Genomic DNA, 21,483 nt, shown 5'->3' on the forward strand with positions numbered 1-21,483 from the left:
TTTGGCATTAAAAAGACCAGGTGGTCCTAGACCACCAATGAGAAAGAAAGAACCAGATCACCGCATTAATGAACTCATCCGTGTACCTGAGGTACGTTTGGTAGGTGATAATGTGGAAACAGGAGTATATCCTACCCGTAAAGCGCTAGAGCTTGCAGATGAATTGGAACTTGATTTAGTTGAGATTTCGCCAAATGCTGTTCCGCCGGTTTGTAAAATTATCGACTACAGTAAATTTGTTTACGAGCAAAAGAAGAAACAAAAAGAAATCAAAGCTAATGCAAAACAAACTGTTATTAAGGAGATTCGCTTCGGACCTAATACCAGTGAACATGATTTTGATTTCAAATTGAAACATGCGATCAAATTCCTAGAAAGTGGGGAGAAAGTTCGTGCTTACGTACACTTTAAAGGGCGTGCAATTGTACACAAAGAACAAGGAGAGATCTTGTTATTGCGTTTTGCACAAGCATTAGAAGACGTAGGAAAAGTAGAACTACTACCTAAATTAGAAGGTAAACGTATGTTTTTGACTTTAGCTCCTAAAGCAGTAGCTAAAAAATAATAATAGAAATTCTAACAGATTGATATAAAATTTAAAGTATTATGCCAAAAGTAAAAACCAATTCCAGCGCTAAAAAACGTTTTAAGCTTACTGGAACAGGTAAAATCGCAAGAAAAAACGCTTTCAAAAGCCACATCTTGACAAAAAAGAGCACAAAACGTAAACGTAACTTAACAACAACAAGTTACGTATCTGATGGCGATATGGGCAACGTTAAACGTATGCTTGCTATCGGTAAATAAGTTTTATTCGATTTAATTAATAATAATTTTTAACCGGGTACAAGGTAGTAAGTTCATTGTAAAACATGACGCCTTTTACCAAATAATTTTAAAAATATGCCACGTTCGGTTAACGCAGTTGCTTCGAGAAGAAGACGTAAAAAAATCCTTAAATTAGCAAAAGGCTATTATGGATCACGTAGCAAAGTATATACTATTGCTAAAAATACAGTAGAAAAAGGTTTACAGTACGCTTACCGCGACCGTAAAACCAAAAAACGCGAGTTTAGAGCTTTATGGATTCAACGTATTAACGCTGGAGCCCGTCAACAAGGTTTATCTTATTCCGTGTTGATCGGTAAATTAAACGCTAAAAATATTGGTTTAAACCGTAAGGTTTTAGCTGATTTAGCTTTAAACAACCCAGATGCTTTCAAAGCAGTTATTGACGCAGTAAAATAGAGTTTTAACCCCGAGTCAATTTGTTAGATATTGGAAAGGAACCCAGCAGGGTTCCTTTTTTTATTTGTAGCCTGAAGCTTATTTTTATTTAATATTTTAATAATGAGCTGCTTCGAAATTTATTTTTTTGAACTGCTTTTAAGTTTACAATATATTTTTATTTTTATATAAAAGACTGGTAATTTATGAAGTTTCAAGATTTAGTAAATTTATATGAAGAAGGAAGATATGAAGACTGCTTGTCTGAATTAGAAGTCTTTTTGGTGCTCAATCCGCAAGATATTCCTCCCTTAATTTTAAAAGCTACTGTACTTAAGGAACTTGTATTTCAGAATGAAGAGATCGATAGCAATGATCTCTCGTTAACCGATTTTCAAGAGGTATTGGATATTTATCAATCCGTTTTGCAGATGGATCCCGATAATGAAGAAGCATTGTTTGGATTATTGGAGACAACACGATTTTTTTATAAAGAATTAGATTATGGTGAGTATGCTACTTATATAGATCGCTTAGCTATTCATGAGGATCAGTTGGAAAATGTCTGCCGTTTTAAAGCAGATTTAAACTACTTACATGAAAAGTATACTGAGTCTATCAGTAATATTAATGAATTGCTATCTATCTACGAGATATTATATGCACATGATCGTATTAATAAATGTGCATTCCTAACAGAAAGCTTATTGTTCAAAACCATGATCATGCGCGAGAACTTAAATCAAGATCAACAAGCGCTTACAGAATTCAAAAAATATAAAAATGATATTCTATCTAACAATGTATTGTTATACTTAGATATTGGAAAATTAGCTTTTCAGTTTAACGATTATGAGATGGTTGGTTGGTGCGGACTTAAAGCTGTATTGTATGGAAATGAAGAACCAGAAATTGATGCGGAGATATTTAAGTTCTATGAACAGGTAATCGCTGAATTGAATGCAGGGTTGGAAGATAAACAATGCATTTATTTCGTCATTATGGTGCAGCGTAACTTTCGAGAGGAATTGGGGCTCGATTTATCAGATCCATTGATAGAAGCAAAACGTTATATCGATCTTTATCCCGATTGGTTTATTCCTTATCACTTCGCTGGAACCTATATTCTCGAAGGGGGAAATTATGAAGAAGCTTTACCATATTTTGCGAAAGCTGTTCAACTTGGTGGTTTTTCGGTAACAATCTATCGTTATATCATTACTTATTATGAAGTCCATCATGTGCTCCCTGAAATCTTAAGTTGGCCAGACGATTCTCCCATTGATTACTATAATTCAGGATGTGAGTTTTCGGAATTTGAAAATTCAATTGGTTCACCCATTTTGGATCTTCCATTATTGAATTTTAGATTACAATTTTTTGAAAGAGCTTATCTCGGATTTAAAGCTTATTTTCATGAAAATAAATTTGATGCAAATTATTTTATCAATCAACATCTCGTAGCGATGTGCTGCAACAACTATGCTTTAGCATTGAGCAGTAAAAGGAAATATGATGAGGTAATCGTTATTTGTAAAGAAGGCTTGGAATATGGTACATTCTGGGAACTCTATAACACATTGGCCGATGCTCATTTTGAGAAGAATGAATATGAAGATGCGCTCATTAATTATCATGAAGTATTAGAGTATGATCTTAAACGGTTTGATTTTCCTAATTACCTTCGAATTTCCGCTTATATAACCAAATGTGAATTTAAATTGGGATATATCAAAGAAGCAGAAGAACGATTAGCTGTAATCGCGCAAGAATATGATGAATTGATTCAATCTGCAGAATACGCAGATTATGAAGAGGATGATTTGTTTGTGACGCGTCAGGCTTATATGGAAATTCAGAATGCTCGTTTTGATTTAATCAATCATAGGGGAGACTCAGAAACATTAAAGGATTGGCAAAAACAATTAGAAAGTAAGCCTGATGATGCTTCTAATTGGTATATGTTGATGCAGAATTATTTTCAACTGGGACAATATGAGCAATGTATAGCTTGTGCCAATAATTATGAAGCAACTAAGCCATTGCAGGAAATGGCACTTATTGATTATCGTAAATTACATTATTTAAGAGGTAAATCATATTTACTGACTGCAGATTATAAACAGGCACTTCACGACCTTTTGATTGCATACGAATCTACCAAAACAACTTTAGAGGAGGAGGAATCAGATGGTGACTTTCATCTGGTGATGCTTCATCTTATTCGTACTTATTATCATTTACAAGATTGGGAAAATGTTATTCGTATTAGTGAAGAATCAGCTGAATTGTATGATAGCGAGAATTGGGAAGAGGATGACGATTGGAAAGAAATTGTTCTGCTCTCCGCTGAAGCTTCCTTTAAGCTAGGATTAAATGATCAAGCAAAAGAAAAAATCCAAACTATTCTGAAATTATTTCCAAGAGATGAGAAAGCATTACAAAAGAAGAAAGAATGGGGTTCTGGATGGTTTGGTTGGTTGAAAAAATAAATTTTTAAGTTGTTTTGTTTTAAAAAATAAAAACAATTTCTATCCGTTTATTATTACATAATATAAATTAAAATAATGAAAACAAAAAAACTTATTCTATTAGGTGCTATAACGATGCTGTTAAGCACAACAAGCATTTCATATGCTATTGTAACGCCTCATCCTACTGTTGTTGTAAATCAAAAATCAGGAAAGGAGATTGTTGTTGAGGGAACTAATAATAAAAAAACAATCAAAGCTTCTGCCAATGATGTTGTAAAAATAGCAGGTGCGGATAATAAAATTACCATAGAAGGAACTTTTTTGAGATTGGAAGTAGAGGGACGAGGTAATGTTGTTAATTTGGTGAATACTTCTAAAATAAGTGTGGAAGGAGCTGATAATAGAATTAATGCCGGAAATGTGGATACGGTTACTGTAGAAGGTGCTCAAAATCATGTACATTATAAATCGACTAAAAATAAATCGGGTAAAGCAGATACTTCTATAGAAGGAGCCGATAATATGGTAATGAAAATAAAATAATTTTTTTCACTGAGAAATAGAAAGGACTAATGTAATCATTAGTCCTTTCTTTATGAAAGATAATATGGGAGGTGGGTATAAAGCAAAAAAAACACGCTTATAGCGTGTGGCATCATTTGTTGAAAATTAATGTTAATCTTCCCCGAATAATAGATCATCTCCATCAAATGTAAACTCAATTACATCAATGTGATTTTCTGGCTCATGTAATTCACAATCTTTAATCATCTTTTTTCATTTTTATTTATTGTAAAAGTAATCCTTCAAATTTACCTTATGGTAAATTTGATATGAAGTTTTTGTTAACTCTGAAAGAATGATTTTTATGGAGCTGTATATCCGAGTTAAAAGACATATTCCTTCTTTGTTTTAAAAGAAAAACTTATCTTAGTGAACTTACGTATTTACACTGCCATATCTTTTTTGAATTTAACCATTTGAAAATGATATATTAAATGAAAGATCTTCATGCCTAATTTAATTAATTTAAAAATATTCAAACAATTCTTGCAATCAAGTAATGCTGGAGGTATCTTATTGTTTATCTGTGTTATTCTGTCATTGATTATTGCTAATGGTCCGCTTGCGGATGCTTTTAACAGTCTATTGAATACAACATTGGGTTTTGAAACGGATCATATTCATTTGAATTATTCCCTTTTATTATGGATCAATGATGGTTTGATGGCTATATTCTTTTTGTTGGTGGGTTTAGAGATTAAGCGAGAATTGGTAGAAGGTGAATTATCCTCTCCCAAAAAAGCTCTTTTACCTATTTTAGCTGCTGTTGGAGGTGCTGTTTTGCCAGCACTCATCTATCTATTCCTGAATAAGGGATTACCAACGGAACATGGATGGGGAATTCCAATGGCTACTGATATTGCTTTTGCATTAGCAGTGATAACCTTACTGGGAAATCGCGTACCGACCAGTTTGAAGATCTTTTTAGCGGCACTCGCTATCGTGGATGATTTATTGGCTATTCTAGTAATTGCATTGTTTTATAGCGGCGATTTACATTACAATTATTTATTTATAGCCTTGGGTATATTTGCATTTTTGTTATTGCTTAATTTTTTAGGTGTCAAGAAGATTTGGGCTTATTTAATTCCCGGGATTTTTATTTGGTATTTTATTCATCACTCTGGTATCCATGCTACTATAGCAGGGGTTTTAGTCGCACTGACATTGCCGACAAATGTTACGGATAAAGAATCACCACTAGAAAAATTAGAACATATCTTGACTTCTCCAGTCAATTTTATTATTATTCCTTTGTTTGCGATTGCCAATACCAATATTACAGTACATAGTGAAATGATCGATGGATTGACCACAAGTTTAGGTATCGGTATCATTGGAGGACTGCTCATCGGTAAGTCTTGTGGCATATTGGGTATTTCTTTTATTGCTACAAAATTAAAACTATGTACTTTACCTGAGGGTGCAAATTGGAAACACATATTTGGAGTAGGACTATTGGGAGGTATTGGATTTACAATGTCCATTTTTGTTTCCATTTTAGCTTTTACAGATCCACTATTAATTGAAGAAGCAAAATTTGCTGTGCTAATCGGCTCATTGGCTTCAGGAGTTTCAGGCTATTTGTTTTTAGCAAACATTGGCAATAAAAAAAATATATGATCTAAAAAAGCAACCTCTAAATTTTAGAGATTGCCTAAAGAAACCAAATCTGTTTCAAAATTAAAATAGGAGAGGTTTATTCCTAGTTGATCTGAAGCTTTTCAATCCATTCAAGCCCACTGATGTCAATTAGCTTAACTTGATAATCTCCGTTCTTTTTCAATTTTATATGTTTTAAATCAAAATTTACAATTGCTTTAGCACCTAACGGAATAACGAGACTGTGTTTTCCAGGTTGTATTTTTGCAACATAAAAATTATCGATATTCTTTTTATCAAGAGCGGCAAGTTCTTCTGATCGGATATGCTGGACAATCCTATTATTGGTATCTAGAATTTGTATTTCGATCAAGAAAGAGCCATAAACATCAGCACGATATAGCGTTAAATAAAGATTATTATTTAGGACTTGCGCGTTGGATATTTCAATTTTTGGTTGTACAGATTTGTTATGTAACGTTCCATACACCCCACCGTGAAAGTATTGATTCGTGAATAAAGTCATGAAGAAGATTAGTCCTACTCCTCCTAAAATAAATGCTTTTAGATTTCTAATGGGTAACTAACCTGATCCTATCCATCTGAACCATTGTTGCTGGGTAATGGAATAGTTTTTATTTGTCATATATTGATCTAAGGAAAAATCTCCACTACCACTTAAAAATAACGTAAATCCTGAAGCAATACCTAGAATGCCGATCTGCCATTCGTCCAAACAGGTTGTTCCTAACCAACCTGAGCCAAGTAATATGCCCATTGCTAAACCAAATACACCAATACTCATGAGTCGGGTAAATAAGCCCAGTATAATAAATAATCCAACAATCCCTTCGATTATTGTGAATAGCACCATTGACCACCATAGTGCTTCAAGATGCGTAACTAAATATTCGATAATGGGTTTAATACCTAAGGCATTGGGAAGAAAATGATTAAATTTTTCACCAATATAACCAGCTTCATCTTCGATGAGTTTGTTATCTAAGATTAATCGTCGCCAAAAAGCGGAAAAATATGTCCATCCAATAACCATACGGATGGATAGTGTAAATAGACCAGCAGTTTTAAATGCTTGATTTTCTGTCTGTAATTTCATTGATTCGTTTGTCGATGGAATAATTTTAAAATAATATGAGTATTATTTTAAATAATATCCAGCTTCAATCGATGATACAAGATGTAAAAAGGAGGGCTATTACCAGAAGTGGTATTTGAAAAATAAATGCTACTAATCGTATTTTTTGAAGTAGGATTTATAACCAGAAACTCTGAATTGGGATGATGTAAACAATTAATGAATTAGGAGCTGGGCATAGCTTCTCTTGTTTGCACCGATTCAAAACAAGATGTCGTATTTCTTTGGCCCGTATTGATATTTTTGTTGAAGCTACGACTATATGCTATGTCAAATAATTGAAACAGACTTTCCTTTAATACGCAGGAACTTAGTGCATACATAACTGTCAGTAACAATAAAAATTGTCTAACCCTAAAAAATATGAATTGTGTTTTATTCATTCAATAGAAATTTAAAGGTAATGATTTTCTTAAGATTAATAAAATTCGTTTAAATGATAAAAGCTTCAATTATTGAATAAGTTAGGGATAAATACATCAATAGGGTAAATGATGATATTGTCATATTTTGAACAAACTATTTTTTCTAACAATACGCATTCATATATCTTTTCTACTTCTCTTCATGTAGATTTTTGTTTACCATGTACTTGTTACAATAAGGTTATATATTTATTGGCTAATTATCAGGGAATTATGTATTATTTAGAAAATAATTAGTTGAATAATTAAGAAAATTCAATCGATTGTGTACATTTATTCTACAACTAAACGATCGTGCTCGGGAGATTCTTTTAGGGAATAGCACGAATAAATAAACCAATTAATCCTTTTTATATTATGGTAAAACTATTACAGTTTTTTAATGAGGATATTATTGAAAATAAAAAATCAATAAAACATTCTCTTTGGGTATCTGCGGCTTTGGTACTAATTAGTCACCAAACATTCGGTAATCCTATGTCAAAATTTTCGGAAACAGCGCATTATGAAACGCATGTTAACGATGTCCAAACACCTATCCAAGGTAAAATTCAAGATGCCACGACAAAACAACCAATTAGTGGGGCAACAATTAAAATCGTTGGAAAGACTACTGCGACTTCTTCCAATGCGGATGGTGGTTTCCAGATCAATGCCGCTATTGGTGATGTATTGGAGATCACCTACATTGGATTTTCAAAACAATCAATTAAAGTAACTTCTACATCATTACCTATTGTTGTAGGATTGCTAGATGAAAGTGGGGCTTTGGATGAAGTTGTTGTAACGGGGTACAGCACACAACGCAAAAAAGATTTAACTGGATCTGTTGCAGTTGTCAATACCGATCAGTTAAAAAGTACGCCAGCAGCGAGTGCTGTTGAATCCTTACAAGGTCGTGCTACAGGTGTTCAAATAGTCACAGATGGAGCTCCAGGAGCGACACCAGCGATAAAGATCCGTGGATTTAGTACGATTAATAACAATGAACCTTTATATGTTATTGATGGTGTACCATTTGAAGGAAAGTTAAGCTGGCTGAATCAGAATGATATTGAGTCCATGCAAGTACTAAAAGATGCTTCAGCAGCCTCTATCTATGGCTCACGTGCCAATAATGGGGTTATTATTATAACAACAAAATCAGGTAAATCAGGTCCTCCACGTATTAATTTTGATGCCTATTATGGTATTCAAGCAGTTAATCGTAATCGGTTTCCTAAAATGCTTAGTCCACAACAAATTTTGGATCTGAACAACAAACTTACAAATGGAAACGACAAATTACCAGAATACCTAATAGCAGGTTCGGCAATTGGAAATAATGTTACTGCAGCAGATGCGGATATGTCCAAATATAATTACGCTGATAACAAAACTGATTTTTATCAGATCACAAAAGCAAATAAAGCAGGTACAAACTGGTTTGATGAACTAACTGAAAATGCACCCACACAATCTTATCAATTAAGTTCTGTGGGTGGAGGTGAAAATGCAAACTACGCTGTTTCCGGTGGTTACTTGGGGCAAAAAGGTACTATCATTCATACAGGTTTTGAACGCTTTAATATTCGTTCCAATACTAATTTCTCCGCTTTTAATAAAAAACTACGTTTTGGAGAAAATATGCAATACAGTATGACCAGAGGGCATGGTATAGGGGTGAATACCAATACTGCAGGAGATTATATTGGAGAGGGTAGTGCGCTTGGATTTGCTTATCGTATTAAAAATATTATTCCTGTTTATGATGAAGGAGGTAATTTTGCTGGATCATTAGGGGGATGGGGAAATGGAGAAAATCCAGTTGCGATTGCTTATCGTGCAAAAGATAATATCAATAAAAGTAACTTCTTTTTTGGAAATGCTTTTGGTGAATATGATCTGATGAAAGGGCTAACGTTCAAAACAAGCTTTGGTATTAAATATGAAAATTATTATAATCTAAGCTATACCTATCCGAACTTAGAATTCACAGAAGGAAGTGCAAATAATGGTATGGCAGAGACATCCGGTTATAACACAGAATGGACCTGGACCAACACCTTAAATTATAAAGCTAATTTCAATGATGAACATAGTTTAAATGTTTTACTCGGTACAGAAGCAATTGATAATACCTATAGACAAGTTCAGGGTTCTGGAAATTCATTTTTCATCACCAATAGCTTAGATTTTTTCTATGTGTCACAAGGACAAAAAAACTCGGCTACGAGTGAAGGGGCATTAGGTTCTTTATTCTCAATTTTTGGAAAAGTAGATTATTCTTTTAGAGATCGTTATATATTTAGTGCCACATTACGTCGAGATGGTTCTTCCAACTTTGGTTCAAATAATAAATATGGTACATTTCCAGGCGTAAGTGCTGCATGGCGTTTATCTGAAGAGGAATTTTTGAAAGGTTCTGATTGGTTAAGTGATTTGAAAATTAGAGCTGGATATGGGGTAACAGGAAATCAAAGAATACCTGCTTATCAATATTTGAAACGTTATGCTACTTCTCAAAATTCAGCCTCATATCCAATTAATAATGAACTTTCTAGTGGTTTATGGATCAGTGATTACCAAAATGAAGACGTGAAATGGGAGCAAGTGAAATCGTTGAATTTAGGTCTCGATTTTTCCATTTTACAAGGTAAGTTAGATGGTACGTTAGATTGGTATAATAAGAAAACATCCGATATGTTGTTTGCTTTACCGTTACCAGCAACTGCAGTAGGGCGTGCTAATTCTCCTTATGTAAATATTGGAGATATGGAAAATAAAGGGATCGAGTTTTCATTAAATTATCATCATGGTAAAAAAGATCCAGAAGAGTTTAATTTTGATATAGGTGCTAACATCTCTCATAACGCAAATAAAATTGTTGCATTAGCTCCTGGTATTGACGAAGTTATTTATGGTGCATTCCGTAGTATGGAAACATCCATTATGAAAACAGGTCAACCATTTGGTGCTTTTTATGGTTATAAAGTTGCTGGTATTTACCAAAATACAGGTGAATTGACCCAATATCCATCTTATGATGATGCACGTGTGGGCGGTTTCCGATATGAAGACATCAATGGAGACGGAAAACTCGATGCAACAGATAGAACTGTGATCGGAAGCCCTCATCCTGATTTTACATATTCTTTAAATTTCAATGCGAATTATAAGAATTTTGATTTGATGATGTACTTCTATGGTTCTCAAGGTAATAAAAACTATGAGGCAACACGTTATTTTACAGATTTCGGTGTATTTGACGGACAAAAAAGTGTACGCGTTCTTGATGCGTGGAGTCCGGAAAATCCAAATAGTTTGATCCCTTCTCAAACAAAAGAAACGGTTTCAGCAAATGAGTACGCTTCATCAAGTTACTTTATTCAAGATGCGAGTTTTCTAAAAATGAAGAACCTACAAGTAGGCTATAATTTTCAAACCAATAAACTTTTTGGAGAGAATACAAGTGTTAAAAAATTAAGAGCTTATTTTGGCGTCACCAACTTATTTACCATTACTAAATATGAGGGATTAGATCCAGAGGTGACAGCTACACCTTCTAAATACCCTGCTTTAGGGGTTGATTTTGGGGTATATCCGCAATCAAGACAATTCATGTTAGGTGTAAGTTTAGGTTTTTAGTCGTTCACATTTAAAAAAGAGATAATCATGAATAAGAAATATATATTATTAGGTTTATTGGGGGTGTCAACTTTAAGTATTTGGAGTTGTAGTAAAGGTTTTTTAGATAAAACCCCTCAAGGACAATTAGTTGAAGAACAGATTGCAAATAAAAAAGGGATAGAGGCGGAATTAGTTGGAGCATATGCCATTATGAATGGAAATGTCAATGGTACATGGGGAAACTACGCCTCAGCACCTAGTCAATGGCTTTTCGGAGAGGTTACTTCTGATAATGCACATAAAGGATCGGTAATTACCGATCAGCCGAACATGAATATGATTGAAACATTTTCAGCGATTTCATCTAATGATAATTTATCGACTATGTGGCAGGTGTATTACGAAGGTGTGTTAAGATCAAATAATACTTTGCGATTATTGAAGCTTGATCAAGCAGGAGCTAAAACAGTAGCTGCTGATCGTGCAAAACAAATTGAAGGAGAAGCGAAGATGTTACGTGCACATTATTACTTTTTCCTATGGCGTATTTTTAAGAATATTCCTTATGTAGATGAAAATACAACAATTGAAGAGGCAAAGGTTGTTAAAAACGATCAAGACGTTTTACCAAAAATTGAGGCCGATTTAAAAGATGCGATTACGTTATTACCTACGACAAAAATCAATAGTGAAAGTGGACGAATGGATCAGATAATAGCAAAAGCTTATCTCGGTAAACTTTACCTTTATCAGAAAAAATATCCACAAGCACTGTTGTTGTTTAAAGATGTAATGGCTGTAAAAGATATTGCAGCAACATCTTTTCAAGATAACTTTGATCCAACTAAAGAAAATGGTACAGAAGCGATCTTAGTTGCTAAACATACAATCAATCCAGATGGTTCAGGAGATAATGGTAATGTAGGTGATATGTTAAGTGGACTGAATGGAGCGAATCCTGTAGGATGTTGTGGTTTTTATCAACCCACGATTGATTTAGTTAATGCTTATAAAGTAGATGCGAATGGATTACCATTGTTGGATAACTCTTATAAAAACAATCCATATACATCAGATATTTTAGTGCCAAAAGCTGACTTACCAAAGTATGTGCTGGATACAAAGTTACATTTTGATCCTCGTTTAGATTATACAGTAGGACGTAGAGGAGTTGCGTTTTTGGATTATGGTATTTTCCCAGGAGATGCATGGTTGAGGCCTGAAGAAGGAAGCAGACCACACGGTGGTCCATTCACAGGGATCAAGACCATGATCCCAAAAAGTCTACATGCAGCGCATACAGCATCAGGAGCTGCATATATCACTGATTTAGATGTTAATATTATTCGTTTAGCTGACGTAGTCTTAATGGCTGCAGAATGTGAAGTTGAGGCGAATAATTTGCCAGAAGCTATGCGATTGGTTAATTTAATTCGAAATAGAGCTGCGAAATTACCTGGAAAAACTACTGTAGATGGAAAACCAGCAGCAGTTTATGTTGTAAAACCTTATTTAACATTCCCAGATCAAGCTTATGCGCGTAAAGCTGTTAAGTTCGAACGTCGGTTAGAATTAGCTTTAGAAGGACATCGTTTCTTTGATTTGGTACGTTGGGGAGATGCTAAGCAGGTTATTGAAAGTTATTCTGCTTTTGAAGGAACTATATTACCAATTTTTAAAGGAATACAATTTACCCCAAATAGAAATGAATATTTCCCTATTCCACAAGAGGAATTAAATAAAAGTATGGGGAATTTGAAACAAAATGCAGGATATTAATTAGAATCACTTGTTTTCATTTATATGTAAGGCACTCCTAACTGGAGTGCCTTTTTTGTTCAAAAATAATGTGATCAGAAAAATACCTTTCTATTCATGAAAGATGGGATACAGTATTTACAAATACGAAGATGATCAACACTTAAGAAAAAATAACTTGTTATCAGTTATAGCTGTTTTAAATCAGTGATGAATGCATCCACTTTATTTTCATCCGTTGCCCAAGAAGTAATCAATCGTACAGCAGCAAGATCGTCATTGATCTCCTTCCAAACATAGAATAAGTAACGTTCAGCAAGTTTTTCAATTACAGCTTTAGGTAATATAGGAAAGATTTGATTCGTTGTTGATTCTGTCAAAAATGAAAATCCTTTTTCTTTTACAGCATCGGCGATTTTCATAGCCATACGATTGGCATATTTGGCTAAATCAAAGTATAGATCATCTTTAAACAATTCTAAAAATTGAATAGCAAGTAAACGGCCTTTTGCCAACATTGCACCTTTTTGTTTCAATACATATTCAAAATCTAGTGCTAGATCGGGTTTGTTGAATACGATGGCTTCACCCAACAGCGCACCATTTTTAGTCCCTCCAATATAGAAGATATCTGTTAATCGAGCAATATCCGCTAACGTCAGATCATTATTTTTTGCTGTTAAAGCATGACCTAATCTGGCTCCATCTAGATACAGTAATAAGTTGTTGGATTGACAACATGCTGCTAATTCCTCTAATTCTGATTTACGATAAATCGTACCAATCTCCGTTGAATTAGAAATATAAACCATTCTTGGCTTTACTACATGAGGTTTTAGTGCATATTCCTGTAAAGCCTTTTCTATATCAGTAGGTTTCAATTTGCCATCATTAGTTTCAACAGTAATCACTTTATGTCCCGTGGCTTCAATAGCTCCTGTTTCATTGGCGGATATATGTCCTGTTTTGGCACTGATAACGGCTTCATGTACACGTAAAAGAAATGAAATAACGATCAGGTTTGTCTGAGTACCTCCTGAAAGAAAATGTATGATGGTATTTGGATTTTTTATTTTCTCCTTCAATATTTCTTTGGCCTGCATGCCATATTCATCTTCACCATATCCCAATTGTTGGATCAGATTAGTCTCTATTAATTTCTGTAGAATATGGGGATGTGCACCCTCAGAATAATCATTTTTAAAATTGTACATCTTATCTATTATTTTAAACAGCTATTATTTGAAACAGACTAATGAATAGTTCGTTATCATCCTGATCCTTTTATTCTTTAAGAAGAATATGCGAGAGATTTTGATTAGGAAGGTATTATTTCTACTAAAATCTCATTTCCAGCTTTATCGTAGTAGGAGCAAGTCATTTTTGTAAGGTCAACGAGCCATTTCTCAATACCTGTTTCTGCACAATCCCGACAGAAGGTATAATAGTCTGTTTTACCTTCTTGGTGAATTTTTAAACAGGTTTTAAATTTTTCTGTATCAGCAGTTACCGCAATTGCTAGTGCGCTATACTGTGGGGTTGATTGTGTACGGTAGTTGTCTTTTCCAAAATATTTGGTATGACTATCCATCACCCAAGTTTCAAATGCGATGACTCCCATCTGTTTTATTTCTTGGATATAATTAGGAAAGTCAGCGCCAGATTTTACTTGATCGTGCGCACGTTCAATTTGTTCAACTGTAAACATTTGATTTTAACCTTTCTTCTTTTTCATGGTCATTTTAGCCTTTACGCCACCACCATAATTATATGTTTTACTATTACTTTCTTTCTTTTTATGGAAAGCACCACCACGAGTCTCATCCTTTTCACTAGGAGTCATGGTGCCACTTCTGATTTCCTTTTTTGCATTATAAATGGCTAGATCTGTTGGTAGTTCCATCAGTTGCATCTTTTGACCAATTATTTGTTCTATTCTTTTCACTTCAGGCAATTCAAGATCAGTGGAAAATGTAAATGCGAAATGTTCTTCCTGATCTGTTTTAATAATACGTTGCAAGAAAGTTTCTTTATTTTCAGGAAGTTCAAAATGAAAAATAAAAGGAATGCTTGTTAAATCTAGATGGTCAGTTCCCTCATTGGCGACAATTAAAATCCGCGATGCAGGTCGTTCTTTAAAAAGATTACAATCATCTATACCTATATCGTCAAAAAATAGCGGATTTAATACCAAGATTTCTTCCTTATCTCGATGATGTAAGCTTTTGCTGAGTTTTTGAGCTGTCAGTCTGCTGTTTACAAATACGACGACTTTGTCAAAAACTTCAGTATCACGCATCAAGTGATTTAAAAGATTAATTTTAGTTGTGAAATTTGGCACTCGGTAAAGAAATAAATCATGTACCTCTAACTGTTGTTCCGCCAGTACTTCCACCTCAATCAAAGCTGGTTGAACCATAAAATCATCCACCATCTGATGTAATTTTTCATGTTCTACGGTGCTAAAAATAAGATGTTGACATTTTTTACAACTTTTGGCAAGCTCTTTAACAGGAGTAATCATTCCATTTTTTATGATATCTTCCGCATCATCGATAATCAGTGTATGTATTAAATTAAGATTTAAACCTAATTTGAGGTATACAGCCCTAGCTCTATTTGGTGTTGCCACTACAATTTCAACTCCTGCTACAAGCTTCTCGATCTCCTGTTCCATGCTTCCTCCAGTACGTAAACCGATAATGCTAAGCTCTTTGTTTTTACTAATAAAATAGAATTGGTCAACAATTGCTTGAATACGATCTTGATCCGGTGCTAAGATTAAAACTTTTGGTGCATCTGCTATGGTGAACTTCATGTTTGTCAATACACTCAGCACATAGGTTGTCGTTTTACCAGAACCTTCGGGGCTTATCGCAATTATATCCTGCCCCCCTAAAATCCGTGACATTGACTTCACTTGTATTTCCTTTGCGGTTAAATAGCCCAGTTCTTCCATGGATTTATGTAACCGTTTATTTAGTTTTAATTTATCTAGAGACACTATATCGCCGTATTTAATGAATAATATACAAAGTTAATTAAAAAAAACTTGGCATCGGGTTTTGCTGGTTATGCCAATATATATTTAAAGAAGATAAGATTGAACAATTGTAGGGTTTGTAACAAGGCTGCTTAGCAATATTAAATCCAAAAACTGTGAAAAATAACCAGGTTTAATGCATGAATAGATTGATTTATATTTAGGATAATTGTCTCAGTGAAAAGAAGAGATGGTATTACTGTATTAAAAAGACTTCTTTGATTTTGAACGGTAATCTGTAGAAATTGATTTTATCTTCTAAAAGCTCAAGATATAACCTTGTGTTTTCTTCATTTTCATCGATCGCTGCAGCAACCTCTTTAATAGAGTCTAACGTTGAAGAAAGTTCTAATATATATTTCTCCCTTTTCGTGAGTTGGATTTGAGATTGGTTATTGGTATGTAGGTTATTTAAAGCAGTCTGTGCTACTTTACAAAGGAATGTATTACCTTTTAAAACTTCATGAATTGCTTGAACCAGATCTTTATTATAAGTTCCTTTTACAACATAACCATGTGCACCCATTTTTAAAAATCGAGATACAAATTCCCCATTTTCAAAAGAGGAAATACCAATGATCTTGAGGTGAGGAAAATTATTTTTAAAGTAATCACATATAAAAAAACCATCTGTATCGGGGAGATTGATGTCTAAAAGAGCGACATCTACTTTTTCTAGGCCAGTTGATTCAAATAATTTTTTACCAGAAGAAAAGGTATCAACTACTTCGAAGTCAGGAATTGATTCCAATACAATTTTTAAATTGAACAGGACAATAGAATGATCTTCTATGATAATGATTCGTGTCATATAATCAGTTAGGGCTAACAATAATAATAATTTATTATCATCTTGCGTTTTACAATTACAATTATAATTAATAATTTCCCTTTATGAAAGTACTTTCTTATCTCAAAATTTTTGTGTTTATATTGCTTTTGTTTGGGTGTTTTACTGGTAAAGGGCAGTCAGATAGTGCTTTAAAAAAGAAATCAGATTCTTTAGAGATGGAAATCAGGCAGAGTAGATCAATTAATCAAGAAAAAAAATTAATTGTTGAATTATTGAAAACCAATGCATATAGAAATTCTAAGTTTTCCATACAATACGCAGAAAAAATCTTAAAGCAAAATCGTGGACAAGTCGATAGTCTTTATTTGACTAAAGTATACCTGTATTATGGTGTAAGTTTAATCGCTGACAATCAGTATGAAAAGGCAGATCGGGTTCATAAAGAAGGGATTTTATTTGCCGAAAAAATCCATAATAAAGAGGTTCTAAATGATTTAGTATTGTTGAAAGTGAATGAGGCTACACTATTTGGTGAGATGGGGTATAGAAGTACACAACTTCAAAAAATGATTGATATTCTTCCCCTAATCCACCAGCTAAAGGATGATACGATAGCTTATGGTATGTACACCAATTTTGGACTGGCTTATTATGAACTTAGAGAATATAAGCGCGCACTGGAATATTTATATTTAGCGAGACCATTAATCAACAAAAATACTGTACGATATCATGAAAGAGGATACAATGAAATTTTGTTGGCAAGTGTTTACAAACGTTTAGGTCAAAGAGACAGTGTCATTAAATACACCGATCTTGCTGAAAAACAAATTAACGAGTCATTAACACCTGGATACTTGGCTAGATTTTATACGCTTAAAGGATTGTCTTTCTTATACAAGAATAATCCCAATGAGGCTTTGAAATATATAAATAAAGGCAAGGAACAGGCGTTAAAAATTAACGTTAGTAAAGAAGAGCAATACGCTACTTTAGCTGAAATCGACTATTATACTTATTCGAAAAATTGGAACAAAGCGATCTATTTATTGGAAATGTTATTAACCAACAAAAATGAAACCCTCAAAGAAGACGCATTGGTAAAATTGGGAGAAGTGTATGAAAAATCAGGAAATTACAAAAAATCAATAGAAACTTATAGAAAATTGGCGGCCCATCTGGTAGATGAAAAAAAAGGAAAAGAATCACTTCATTTTCAAGAATTAGATTACATCTATAAATTTAAAGATAAAGTTCTGGAGAACGAGCGATTAAAAGCGAGTAATGAAAAATCTTTAGTAACCTCTCAACGAAACCAATTGTTTATTGCTGTTTTATTGATTTTACTTGTTATCATATTGATTGTCATAATTTTCAGAAATAAAACTCAACTTCGGGAAAGGTTGATGAATGAACAGAAACTGAAATTGATGCAGGCAAATTTAGAGGAAGAAAAACAAAAGTATCTTATTGATGAAATGACGCTGTTGAGAAAAGTGGAAGATAAAGAACGGAATCGAATTGCTAATGACCTGCATGATAGCATAGGAGGATTGCTTTCTTCCATTAAAATTTTAATTTATCATTTTAAAGAACAAAATCTTTTAGAACCCAACACCATAAAAAATGCAGATCAAATTTTAGATTATATTAATGAATCTAAACAGGAACTGAATCGTATTGTGTATAACCTGACGCCATTGGTTGTGGAAAGATTTGGTCTTATTGAAGCGATTAAACAATATTGTAAAAAGATTCAATCAGATCGATTAAAAATTCAACTTCAACTGGTTAGTTTTCCACCAAATCTTTCTACAGATAGTGAGATAACACTATATCGCGTTGTGCAAGAGGCTGTTCAAAATATTTTTAAACATGCAGATGCAACAGAGATATTGATTCAAATACAAACAACGAGAAAAGGAGTCGTTGTGATTACGATCGAAGATAATGGTATAGGAATGGATGTCGATAAAATAAATTTAAATACTGGTTTAGGAATAAAAAGTCTTTATTCAAGAGTACACCATCTCAAAGGAAGTATTAAATTCGTTTCTAAACCGAATGGAGGAACTTCTCTTTATATTATTTGTAAACCAAATTAATAATTGTTTTTATGTAGAGGGGAATAGTAATTAATGAATGATGCGTTAAGAAAGTAAAGTAGGTTAAAAGGAGTGACCTTATACTTTATTTTGACTACCTTTAGATAGGTGCAAAAAGTTATTATTGCTAAGTGAAACAATGCCAGAAGCCATACAAAAGTATTCATTCGTATTTCAACCTTCTGAAGAGGGAATTCAAATTGTAAAATCGATTAAGGAAGATTTAAAGAATAAGATAGGCTGGTTTTCTAGTTGTCATGCTTTGGCACACATGACGATATGTGAATGTTTTGCAGATGAATCCAAACTTTATTATATCAAAAAGCAGCTTGTTGAAGTTTTGAAATATGAAAAATCACAATATGTCTATTTTGAAGAATACGCTTTTTTCCCCAATCATGGTACTTTTTATATTGCTCCAACATTAAAATCAAAACAGTTTTTGAAAGAAAAAATGAACGTAATTACGAATATTGATTTTGGTACACCAATTAATAAAAGTAACGAACCTCATTTAACGGTAGCGAGGAAACTTGATCAAGAAAAATTGGCTATTGCAGTTCAAAATTATAAGATGATTGATTTGGATTTTTTTTGTGCGAGTATTTTTTTGCGAAGATTCAATCCCATTAGAAAGCAATACGATATTATTGAAGAATTTAGGTTTGGTAATGTCCCAAAACCAGCTCAAGAAGAAGGACAATTATCTTTCGATTTTTAATAAAAGGATAAAAATGTAGGACTTTCGTTTAATGATTTCTATCTTTATTTGCAAAAGAAAGATTCGAGGAAAGTACTACATGAATAAAGATCCATACCACCATGAAAAATCTTTGTCTGATGTGCACGAAAGTGTTGAAATCAGTAAAGGTACATCAAAATTAAAACGAGCACTAAGTTTTTTCGGTCCTGCATATTTGATTAGTGTGGGGTATATGGATCCTGGGAATTGGGCAACTGATTTAGCAGGAGGGAGTCAGTTTGGGTATGCATTACTTTGGGTTTTGTTGATGAGTAATATCATGGCTTTGTTATTACAAAGCTTATGTACACGTTTGGGGATTGTGAGACGTAGAGATCTTGCTCAATGTAATCGAGAAACCTATCCAAGAAGGATGAATTTTGTGTTGTATATTTTGGCAGAAATTGCAATTGCAGCCTGTGATCTCGCTGAAGTATTAGGAATGGCAATAGGCCTGAACCTATTGTTTGGTATTGACATCCTTTGGGGAGTCTTAATCAGCTTTGCGGATACCTTCTTGATCATGTATCTACAAAAACTAGGGATGCGTAAAATGGAACTCTTTATTATTGGGTTGGTCTCGATGATAGGTATGTGTTTTATGATCGAGATGTTTTTGGTTCAACCAGATTTTAGCGAAGTCGTTACTGGATTTATCCCTAGCTTACCCAATAGTGCCGCTCTTTATATTGCTATTGGTATTATTGGTGCTACCGTTATGCCGCACAATCTATACTTACACTCCGCATTGGTGCAGACCCGTAAAATTGACCGAGATGAGCATTCGATAAAAAAAGCGCTTAAATATAATTTTTTTGATAGCGCTATCGCTTTAAATTTAGCTTTTTTGGTCAATGCCGCTATCCTCATTCTTGCTTCCGCAGCATTCCATAAAAATGGTATGCATAACGTAGCCGAATTGGAAGACGCTTATCATTTATTAGGAAAAACATTAGGAAACGATTTAGCTCCCAAACTATTTGCGGTCGCATTGATCTTAGCAGGACAAAGTTCTACAGTAACAGGTACATTGGCGGGACAGATTGTGATGGAAGGTTATCTAAGATTACGGATTAGCCCCACGTTAAGAAGAATTATCACCCGTTTATTAGCGATAATTCCTGCTGTTTTAGTGATTTTAATTGCAGGTGAATCAGAAGTTGGTTCTTTATTGATTTTTAGTCAAGTGATATTAAGTATGCAATTGGCTTTTGCGGTAATCCCATTGATTCACTTTGTGAGTGATAAGAAAAAAATGGGCAATTTTGCTATTAAACCTTACCTACAGGTATTAGCCTGGCTGATCGCTATCGTCATTGCCGTCTTAAATATAAAATTAGTGTACGAAGAAATTTCAAAATGGATTGTAAAATATGATCAATGGTGGTTGACAATATTGCTGATTGCAGGGGCAGTTGGTATGGTTGTATTATTGGTCATGACTGTTTTGTATCCGATCCTACACAAGAACAAACGAGCTGTACTGAGCGTGCATCCCCCTTTTGAAGAGTTAGTTTTTGAAGAACCCAAAGTTTTTAACAAGGTGGTTTTAGCTTTAGATTATTCCGCATCAGATACCAAGACTGTACAATATGCCCTTTCTATTGCGAACAAAAATTCTCATTTTATTCTCGTACATATCGTAGAAAGTGCAACGGTAAAATATACAGGAGAAAGTACAGACGATTTGGAATCAAGACAAGATTTGGCACGATTAAAAAAATATGCACACTTCTTTTCAGATAGAGATTATCAAGTGGATTTTGAACTTGGATATAACAATCGTGTTATGTCTATCGCCAAAATCTGCGAACAGTACCAAGCCGATTTATTGATTGTTGGAAGTCATGGACATACTGGTGTGAAGGATTTTGTATTTGGAGAAACTGTTAATAAATTGCGACATGCAGTAAAAATACCCGTATTTATTGCTCAATAATTTTATATTATAATTTTTAGATAAAAGATTGTAGAAGTGTTCGCTA

17 protein-coding genes are annotated in these 21,483 nt (G+C 33.7%); 11 read left to right on the plus strand and 6 right to left on the minus strand.

All coding sequences use genetic code 11. The features are described from left to right. The first annotated feature begins 1 nt into the window (after position 1). The 6 genes from infC (at position 2) to nhaA (ending at position 5,888) form a co-directional block, all read left to right on the plus strand. Complete coding sequence (gene infC, locus LZQ00_RS04345; protein WP_234512239.1) at positions 2-565, plus strand: translation initiation factor IF-3; 564 nt, start codon at positions 2-4, stop codon at positions 563-565. Between the two features lie 41 nt (positions 566-606). After that, a complete protein-coding gene (gene rpmI / locus LZQ00_RS04350) occupies positions 607-807 on the plus strand; it encodes a 50S ribosomal protein L35 (protein ID WP_021191519.1) in 201 nt (66 codons plus the stop codon). Positions 808-903: 96 nt separating this feature from the next. After that, positions 904-1,248, plus strand: coding sequence for a 50S ribosomal protein L20 (gene rplT, locus LZQ00_RS04355; RefSeq protein ID WP_021191518.1), 345 nt, complete (start codon positions 904-906; stop codon positions 1,246-1,248). Between the two features lie 185 nt (positions 1,249-1,433). Then, the gene (locus tag LZQ00_RS04360; RefSeq protein WP_234512241.1) at positions 1,434-3,719 is read left to right on the plus strand and encodes a tetratricopeptide repeat protein; all 2,286 of its coding nucleotides are present in this window, start codon (positions 1,434-1,436) and stop codon (positions 3,717-3,719) included. Positions 3,720-3,794: 75 nt separating this feature from the next. Continuing rightward, entirely contained in the window at positions 3,795-4,244 is a 450-nt protein-coding gene (locus LZQ00_RS04365; RefSeq protein ID WP_234512242.1) for a DUF3060 domain-containing protein, read from the plus strand. 468 nt (positions 4,245-4,712) lie between these two features. Further along, positions 4,713-5,888, plus strand: coding sequence for a Na+/H+ antiporter NhaA (gene nhaA / locus LZQ00_RS04370; protein ID WP_234512244.1), 1,176 nt, complete (start codon positions 4,713-4,715; stop codon positions 5,886-5,888). A gap of 82 nt (positions 5,889-5,970) precedes the next feature. Here nhaA and LZQ00_RS04375 read toward each other — a convergent pair whose 3' ends face one another. Both LZQ00_RS04375 and LZQ00_RS04380 read right to left on the minus strand, forming a co-directional pair. Further along, positions 5,971-6,393, minus strand: a complete 423-nt coding sequence (locus LZQ00_RS04375; protein WP_234512246.1) for a TQO small subunit DoxA domain-containing protein — start codon at positions 6,391-6,393, stop codon at positions 5,971-5,973. Positions 6,394-6,450: 57 nt separating this feature from the next. Then, positions 6,451-6,984: a TQO small subunit DoxD gene (locus tag LZQ00_RS04380; RefSeq protein WP_234512248.1), complete on the minus strand. Its 534-nt coding sequence runs from the start codon at positions 6,982-6,984 to the stop codon at positions 6,451-6,453. Positions 6,985-7,805: 821 nt separating this feature from the next. Here LZQ00_RS04380 and LZQ00_RS04385 point away from each other — a divergent pair. Continuing rightward, positions 7,806-11,075, plus strand: a complete 3,270-nt coding sequence (locus LZQ00_RS04385) for a SusC/RagA family TonB-linked outer membrane protein (protein WP_234512249.1) — start codon at positions 7,806-7,808, stop codon at positions 11,073-11,075. Positions 11,076-11,102: 27 nt separating this feature from the next. Continuing rightward, positions 11,103-12,836: a RagB/SusD family nutrient uptake outer membrane protein gene (locus LZQ00_RS04390; RefSeq protein WP_234512250.1), complete on the plus strand. Its 1,734-nt coding sequence runs from the start codon at positions 11,103-11,105 to the stop codon at positions 12,834-12,836. 167 nt (positions 12,837-13,003) lie between these two features. On the opposite strand, the gene LZQ00_RS04395 is transcribed toward LZQ00_RS04390, so the two are convergent. The 4 genes from LZQ00_RS04395 to LZQ00_RS04410 form a co-directional block, all read right to left on the minus strand. Next, positions 13,004-14,029, minus strand: a complete 1,026-nt coding sequence (locus tag LZQ00_RS04395; RefSeq protein WP_234512252.1) for a threonine aldolase family protein — start codon at positions 14,027-14,029, stop codon at positions 13,004-13,006. Positions 14,030-14,133: 104 nt separating this feature from the next. Next, positions 14,134-14,523 (minus strand): DUF1398 domain-containing protein, encoded by a 390-nt coding sequence (locus LZQ00_RS04400; RefSeq protein WP_234512254.1) that lies wholly within the window; start codon positions 14,521-14,523, stop codon positions 14,134-14,136. A 6-nt stretch (positions 14,524-14,529) separates the two neighbouring features. Further along, on the minus strand, positions 14,530-15,774 hold the full coding sequence (locus tag LZQ00_RS04405) for a DEAD/DEAH box helicase (RefSeq protein ID WP_234512256.1): 1,245 nt from the start codon (positions 15,772-15,774) through the stop codon (positions 14,530-14,532). A 280-nt stretch (positions 15,775-16,054) separates the two neighbouring features. Continuing rightward, positions 16,055-16,669, minus strand: coding sequence for a response regulator transcription factor (locus tag LZQ00_RS04410; RefSeq protein WP_234512257.1), 615 nt, complete (start codon positions 16,667-16,669; stop codon positions 16,055-16,057). A gap of 83 nt (positions 16,670-16,752) precedes the next feature. Between LZQ00_RS04410 and LZQ00_RS04415 the strand changes: the two genes are divergently transcribed. From LZQ00_RS04415 to LZQ00_RS04425, 3 genes are all read left to right on the plus strand, one after another. Beyond that, on the plus strand, positions 16,753-18,756 hold the full coding sequence (locus LZQ00_RS04415) for an ATP-binding protein (RefSeq protein WP_234512259.1): 2,004 nt from the start codon (positions 16,753-16,755) through the stop codon (positions 18,754-18,756). A 139-nt stretch (positions 18,757-18,895) separates the two neighbouring features. Further along, positions 18,896-19,477, plus strand: coding sequence for a 2'-5' RNA ligase family protein (locus LZQ00_RS04420; RefSeq protein ID WP_234512261.1), 582 nt, complete (start codon positions 18,896-18,898; stop codon positions 19,475-19,477). Positions 19,478-19,556: 79 nt separating this feature from the next. Further along, positions 19,557-21,437, plus strand: a complete 1,881-nt coding sequence (locus LZQ00_RS04425; RefSeq protein ID WP_234512262.1) for an Nramp family divalent metal transporter — start codon at positions 19,557-19,559, stop codon at positions 21,435-21,437. Positions 21,438-21,483: the final 46 nt, after the last annotated feature.

This window comes from Sphingobacterium sp. SRCM116780 (genome assembly GCF_021442025.1).
Classification (GTDB): domain Bacteria; phylum Bacteroidota; class Bacteroidia; order Sphingobacteriales; family Sphingobacteriaceae; genus Sphingobacterium.